6 protein-coding genes are annotated in these 6488 nt (G+C 59.8%); 2 read left to right on the top strand and 4 right to left on the bottom strand.

All coding sequences use genetic code 11. The features are described 5' to 3' along the window. Positions 1-888 precede the first annotated feature (888 nt). Both ACFMO7_RS22310 and rpsU read left to right on the top strand, forming a co-directional pair. Positions 889-1227: a zinc-ribbon domain containing protein gene (locus ACFMO7_RS22310; protein ID WP_376797687.1), complete on the top strand. Its 339-nt coding sequence runs from the start codon at positions 889-891 to the stop codon at positions 1225-1227. Between the two features lie 11 nt (positions 1228-1238). Continuing rightward, positions 1239-1439: a 30S ribosomal protein S21 gene (gene rpsU / locus ACFMO7_RS22305; protein WP_376797686.1), complete on the top strand. Its 201-nt coding sequence runs from the start codon at positions 1239-1241 to the stop codon at positions 1437-1439. 336 nt (positions 1440-1775) lie between these two features. Here the strand turns inward: rpsU and cas6 are convergent, their stop codons facing one another. From cas6 to ACFMO7_RS22285, 4 genes are all read right to left on the bottom strand, one after another. Next, positions 1776-2807 (bottom strand): CRISPR system precrRNA processing endoribonuclease RAMP protein Cas6, encoded by a 1032-nt coding sequence (gene cas6 / locus ACFMO7_RS22300; RefSeq protein WP_376797685.1) that lies wholly within the window; start codon positions 2805-2807, stop codon positions 1776-1778. Positions 2808-2811: 4 nt separating this feature from the next. Next, positions 2812-3570, bottom strand: coding sequence for a hypothetical protein (locus ACFMO7_RS22295; RefSeq protein ID WP_376797684.1), 759 nt, complete (start codon positions 3568-3570; stop codon positions 2812-2814). A 19-nt stretch (positions 3571-3589) separates the two neighbouring features. Further along, entirely contained in the window at positions 3590-4588 is a 999-nt protein-coding gene (locus ACFMO7_RS22290) for a DevR family CRISPR-associated autoregulator (RefSeq protein ID WP_376797683.1), read from the bottom strand. A 52-nt stretch (positions 4589-4640) separates the two neighbouring features. Next, positions 4641-6488 (bottom strand): hypothetical protein (locus ACFMO7_RS22285; protein ID WP_376797682.1); only part of this gene is annotated, 1848 nt, incomplete at its 5' end.

Genomic DNA, 6488 nt, shown 5'->3' with positions numbered 1-6488 from the left:
GGCAGTTGTGAGCAGAATACAACGGCGAAGGACAACAGAGAAGGGTACTGGCCATTCAGGCATCTCCGGTGAGCAGCAGGGCATCACCGTGCCTGATCCACTCGAGCGCCACACCGCGGGCACAGACCGTCTCATCGGTATACCGGCTAACATTACCTCACCGCCGCGCTCGACGAGCATCGCGACATCGATGGTACCCTGGCGGAGGCAAAGGCGCTCGTTGGCTCATCACCTGGACTCCCTCCGAGACAAAAGTACTAACAAGCCTCTCCCTTTACTGCTGTGATTGACGACTTGCTGATCTTCTCAACTGCCTGACCAACCTGGCCGTTGCCGCTCTTTATGCCGACCAGGCGAGCCGCAACAGCATCAGCTTCTGGCAGGCTGCAAACATCTGCAAACCCAAGTAGCAGGAGGAAGAGCACAGCCCAGCTTCGGCCAGTGCTTCCAGTCCGACTTCCTATGCGGCCATCAAGGCCAGCCAGCTCCATCCCGGGGCCGCGCCCTCGCCAGTTAGCTGCCCATCTCGTCAGATGCTCAAGGGCAGCTGACTGACGAGGGCGGTAAAGACAGGATAAGCCCGACCTTTACAGCTTAAGGGGGCGGTCTTGACGAAAGACGGCAAGTGTGGTATGCTGCAAACGACACATGGAAGCGTACTGCTCAAGCCGCTGCCCATGGTGACGGGCAGCGGCTTTTTTTGGCACGCAGCTCCTTGTCAGTGAGCGGCTCCGCGCTGACGCTGCCCCTATCGGCCAGGCTCAGGTCGCACGCTCCCGCGCCTACAGCCTTTCCGCCGTCTGGCGGGTTGCAGACATACGATCCTCCAGACGAGCCTTCCATGCATTTCCCCTTTGCGGAGAAATGCCCATTAAGGAGACTACCTACATGCTAAACCCTGGACAGGACCAGATCCTCACCTGCCGCGAGTGCGGCCAGGAATTCACGTTTACCGTCGGCGAGCAAGAGTTCTTTGCCAGCCGCGGCTTATCCAACACTCCCAGCCGTTGCCCAAGCTGTCGGGCAGCGCGCAAAGCAAGCGGAGGACGCCGCGGACGCAGCTTTGGGCGTGAGGAGCGCCCGATGTACACGGTGACCTGCGCCAGTTGCGGCAATGAGGCCCAGGTGCCTTTCCTTCCCCGCGATGACCGCCCAGTCTACTGCAGCGCTTGCTATCGTCCCCAAGAGTCCTATGGGCGCGGCCAGGGCCGCCGCGCGCGCTGGTAAGGCGGGCCACCATGAGTGAAGTTCGCCTGAATCCTGATGAGTCCTTCGAGGTCGCCCTCAAGCGCTTCAACCGAAAGGTCCTGAATGCCGGCATCCTGGCTGAGGTCCGCCGTCGCAAGCACTACGAGAGCCGCAGCGATCGCCGCAAACGTAAGGCCGCCGTGGCTCGCCGGCGTCGGCGCCGCCACTCCCGCCCACGACGGTCGTCCTGACCCGGGCCTTCCGCAACCCGCAGCACGACTCGCTCTCCACCGCTGACCACCCTGGACTGGGTAGTAGAAGAGTCAGCTCTGCACGACCAGCTCTTCTACTGCTCAGGGCGGTGTGAAGCCCCTGCCGCTCCTGCAGCTTTCTCCTCAAACACCCACCCGCTCAGGCAGACTGTCATTCCTTCCGGGGAGAAATTTCCTTGCTGACCGGGCAATTGCTTGCCCGGTCGTTTTGGTCCTTTTTACGGTCTTTCACCTCACTGTCACTGCTCTGGCCGGCTCCGGCCCATGCCAGAGCCTATCTGTCTACCTGCTGGCTGGAGCAAGCGCCGACGCCGATCAGAGATGCAAAAGAGCCTCAGGAGCACCGGCCTGCACGATACGATACCAGCCATTGCCCTTGACAGTATCCTTTCCCACATGCACCAGCTCGCCCCACAGAAGCAACTCCCGAAAGGGCGCCAGGTTGCCAACAAAGGTGGCATGGCCGAGGAGACCACCGATCGGGGTAGCCCGCTTGAGCCGTTGCGAGTAGCTGGCAACGTCCTGCCAGCGAGTGGCATCCTCTTCACAGCGGATAGACTGAGCAAGCGTCAGCCAGTGCTCACGTTCGCTCCAAAGGCGCTCAGCCTCCTGTCGCTCTCCATAGTGGAGTGCCAGACGCGTGAGACGCTCGAGCAGGCGCCAAACGAGGACTTGAAAATCCGCCTGGTGCTTCAGACTGCGGTTCTCAACGAGCCGCAAGGGTGTGAGAAAAGCCAGGGTCAGGCGATCTTCTGGTATGGATGTAGCCCGTCTACGTACATCGTCCGCCTCTACCGAGAGAGATGGCATCTGGGCACAGACCTGTTCGCGTGAGTAGAGCAGTTGCCGCTCCCCGTTGTAGGGATGATAGGCCTCGACGCGCTCCACATGAAAGGTCCCACGCCGCCCACCGTTCTCTGATAGGCGCCGTCCCAGACCTTGCCGTTCGAACTCGGGGATGCTCACTATAATGTAGGGCAGCAGTTCGATAATGCTGCCAAAGAGCGTTAGCCCAAAGCGGAGCAGCTCGCCCGGCTCGTAGCGCCGGCGCACCCCCAGGGGAGGCAAGAGAATATAGGGGCGAGGCAGGTCTCGCCCCCAGCTGATCCGCTCTCCGACGCCGCCGGGTCCGTCCTCCCCCCGCGGCTGTACCGGGGCCAGCAGAGCACTGACAGGACAGAGCTGGACAAGAGGACAGACGAGGCATGACTCCGCCTGCTTGTTGACGCAGGAGCGTCGCCAGATAGCGTCGAAGAGGGCGCCTCGCAGCTCAGGGCCGGGGTAGTCGGCCAATTCCAGCGGCGTCTCGACGCGGGCCGTCCACAGCAGGTGATAGCTTGTGAGCATACGATCAGGCTCCTTCTATCGGCTCCCTGGCTTCGACGATGCGCACATACCAGCTATAGCCTCGCGAGGAACGGCTGAGTCGATATGGCAGAACGACATGACGCAGCACGCGGTCGCGATGCAAGACGATACGCTCGTCCGTGTAGATGTTGGCACGCGCGAAGGTCAGGGTCGGCCCACAATCATCGAGCATCTGTAGCGTCCCATGGATTGCAAAGCGCTCCTGACGCGGTGCAGTCAGTGCAACGAAGTGGCCCTCCGGGGGCTCAGCCGTGACCTGCGGGAGAGCGCTGATCTGGAGAAAGCCGCCACGCTTGCCCAGGTAGTTCACCTGCATCAGCAAGGCAGGTAGCTCCGGAAAGAGCGGACTCTCCTCCGGCAGCTCACAGGCCAGACGCAATGTGCCATGATAGCTGACGTACTCACGGTAGGCAATCGTTGGCTGAAAAGGGTACTCTTTATTTTCACGCGCGCGAGCCGCTTTTTCGGCTGCGTTTTTATCCTTAAGCTCGCGGCGGATCTTGCCGAAGCCCTTGATGACGATGATCTGTTCCGGGGGCTCCAGATGGAGCGAAAGGTCTCGTAGGAAGGGGAAAAGGCGCTCCCCTTCCTTCACTCCTCGGCTGCGAATCGCCGCGCTCAGCAAGGCTATCTTGATGGCAAAAGGTGTCGGCACCAGGAGGGTCTTCCCTCCGGAGGAGGTCGCATTTGCAGGCCGCAGCGAGAAGAAAGAGACCGGCTGGTAGCTGGCCACGATCCACATGGTACACTCCTTCCGCTACTCAGGAGGCAGCCAGAGCCTCGGGGGCGATGCTGTCAATCAGCTCGCGCATGAGATGAGCGAATTCGCTGATGGTATCAAAAGAGCGCACCTGCACATGGGCCGGACCGCTGCCGTTGAGAGAGGCAGCGATGGCTTCCGCCTCCTGACGATAGGCATTTGGCTCGTCGAGGCCACCACGCAGTGGGCTGACCAGCGGCGCAGGAATGCTATTGTCGCTGGTGGTGATCACCCCTTCCAGCGCCAGGAGATGGGGCAGTTGGGTCGAGCGCATGGCTCCATTCAGCTCCAGGAGGCTATAGAGCAGGCTTTCCAGGAGCAGTACGCTCCGTCGGCTGCGCTCTCGCTCATCGATGGCATAGGTCTGAGTGATATCGTTGTAGCCGACGCGGCTCAGTTCGAGATGGCAGACCAGCCCGTAGATGCCGCTGGACGCCGGACGATGAAAGATGCTCTGGCCAAGGTTGGCTCCTTTATGGGCCTCGTCACCATTCTCTTTGCGCGCTCCGGCGCCGCGCTCGAGGGCATATTTGACGTGAAAGTAGCTTTCGGTGCGCACTGCGTCCGGAAGAGCTACCACCCAGCCGAATTCAGCGATGGACTTGCGCGGCGTGGAGCGCCCTCCCTCGGTGACCAGAATGCCGCCTATGTCGTCCATAGCACAGCGCTGTAGGAGCTGATCGATGAAGTCGGCATCTTTGGTCTTGGCGTTGGCGCTGATGAACTCGGCATCAGCGTTGATGCGGTTGACGTCGAGCTGACGGCAGCCGGCGCAGAGGTTCAGGCCCTCTTCGCGAGCGCGACGATAGAAGTGTTCCATGAGCACGTGCTTAAGCATGTCGCCGGAGATGGCATTGACATTGTAGAGATGCCCATCCTCACCGACGATGTCCACCATGCGCGTCTGAATCTGATTGCCCTCGCCGCCTTCGTTGTTGAGGCTGTGCATGTTGAGCTTCATACGTGCCGAGATCGAGAGGGAAACGATTTTTTGAGCCATTGTGATCTTCTCCTTTCCAATAAAAGAGATTAGCTGTGTGATTACCTTTCTATCACTCTGATTCCTGCTCTGCATCGTCACTGCTGTCCGAAGGATGATCATAACTCTGATCCTGGTCAGTCTCTTCGGACCTGGGCGTCTCGCGACGCGAGTAACCGTAAGCCACCAGCATGGAAGCTACCAGCTCAGTTGGATAGCTGTCCAGAAGCGCGGTGAACTGCTCAAGGTCGGCGGTGGTGATGGGATAGCGCAGGCGATAGCGACGATAATCTTCGCTTGTGAGACGCCTGCCCCCCTCCTTTTGCGCTCGCTTCTCCTCTTCACGGGCCGTCTCCGCGTTGTACTGATAAATGAATTCGCTCAGGGCCTGCATAAAGGCCTCTCGCTGATGAATTTTGCGCAACAGCTCGTTGCCCAGGCCGTAGCGTACCTCGTAGGTGCTATCGTTCTCCTGGCTGTGCCGTCGCTGCGCATTAACGGTGGCCTCACGAATCGCTCTGGCGATGCTGCGGAAGCCGCTGTTCTCGAGAATAGCAGACAAGCTTTTGTCGTAGCTCATGGCAAGGCTCTCCAATCCTTTCTGTGTGAGTTGTGGCAGCCAGCGCTGGACGTTCTTTTCACGCTCACGCTGACGAAAAAGATAATTTCCATACATGGCTGCGAATTTCCAGAAGAGACGAAGATCATGGCCAGAGAGAAAGTCGCGATAGGTCTGTAGCAGCGCCAGCTCTTCCCCCCCCTCTTCTCCCTTGGGAGTTTCAATGCGTCGAATGACGCGGATGTGCTCCCCCAGAAATTCGTTGGCCCTGTCGATCTCCTCGAGATTATGGAGTCGAGGGAACCAGGAAGGCAGGTTGATAGTCGCCAGATTCATGATAGCGTGGGCACTCCCCATGTCTTTGTAGAAAATCATGTCGAGGCCCTGCGTGATGCTGATAATGGGAGGCAGCTCGTCAGGGTCCAGTTGCTGACCGCTCTCTAGCTCAGTGCGGCGGTGCTCGATCAGCACCTGCGTCAGACGCAAGGCTGCCAGAATGTCCTGTTTAACGGCGGTGCTGGACCAGCAGACCTCGCGGAACTGGTGCATGATGCGCTTGAGCGTCCCCAGTTCCACGCGCTGCGGCAGGACCACGAAGGTCTTGCGATCCTTGCTGCCCCTGAGAGTATAAGGCGCCGCCCCGATCATGAAGCCACGGAACTTGAGCAGCTCGAGCAGCCAGAAGCTTTCCATGCCGCCAACGCTCAGACGGTTGCTTTTGGGAGCGTTGGCTCCTTTGCCGCTGATCGGGTTGATGAGCTGCACGGCGGTGACTGTCGCTTTGCGCTGCAGGCCCTGCTGCTTCGCATATTGCTCCCAGGCCCGTTGTGCTCCCTCGATGTCGTTCTGGCGTTGGGAGAAGAGATCGTACAAGAGCCGGACAGCGTACCATTGGTGAACGCTGTCCAGCTCGCGCCAGCGCAGAGCTACTTCGTTGAAGGTGTCTACGGCCTTCATCATGTTGATGGCCTTGTAGTGGGGCCACTCGGGACGTGGGCCATTTTGCAGCACCTGCTCAAGCTCAGGGGGAGGCCTCAGACGAGCCTCCGGTGTTCGCAAGGCCGGAGGCAACTTCTGCAGCTGAGCCTGTAATTGCCGCTCTTTCTCCCGCTCAAGCTCGTAATCGAAGGCATCTTCAAGCACGTGCCCCTTCTTAGCTTGCTTGGCCTGCTGAGTGCTGGTGCTTAGTGGCTCTAGTAGCCGTAGCGTGCGCTCACTGACCAGATCCGCAGCTTTGAGCTGAGTAGGCAGCTCAATGGCAAAGGCATCATCCTGATCGGAGACCAGGATCGGCTTCTCCGGCAGGCCCAGGATCTCGAGGGCCTGCTCCAGAAGATCGGCCCAGCCCAGAGCCAGCATGGT

Origin of the sequence: Thermogemmatispora sp. (assembly GCF_042408735.1) — a bacterium.
Taxonomy (GTDB): domain Bacteria; phylum Chloroflexota; class Ktedonobacteria; order Ktedonobacterales; family Ktedonobacteraceae; genus Thermogemmatispora.
The sequence above is the reverse complement of the archived record's forward strand: the minus strand, read 5'-3'. Positions and strand labels throughout refer to the sequence as shown.

Excerpts from the sequence above, each read along its gene's own strand:
- ACFMO7_RS22310 (WP_376797687.1), top strand. The coding sequence starts at position 889 with ATGCTAAACCCTGGACAGGACCAGATCCTCACCTGCCGCGAGTGCGGC.
- rpsU (WP_376797686.1), top strand. The coding sequence starts at position 1,239 with ATGAGTGAAGTTCGCCTGAATCCTGATGAGTCCTTCGAGGTCGCCCTC.
- cas6 (WP_376797685.1), bottom strand. The coding sequence starts at position 2,807 with ATGCTCACAAGCTATCACCTGCTGTGGACGGCCCGCGTCGAGACGCCG.
- ACFMO7_RS22295 (WP_376797684.1), bottom strand. The coding sequence starts at position 3,570 with ATGTGGATCGTGGCCAGCTACCAGCCGGTCTCTTTCTTCTCGCTGCGG.
- ACFMO7_RS22290 (WP_376797683.1), bottom strand. The coding sequence starts at position 4,588 with ATGGCTCAAAAAATCGTTTCCCTCTCGATCTCGGCACGTATGAAGCTC.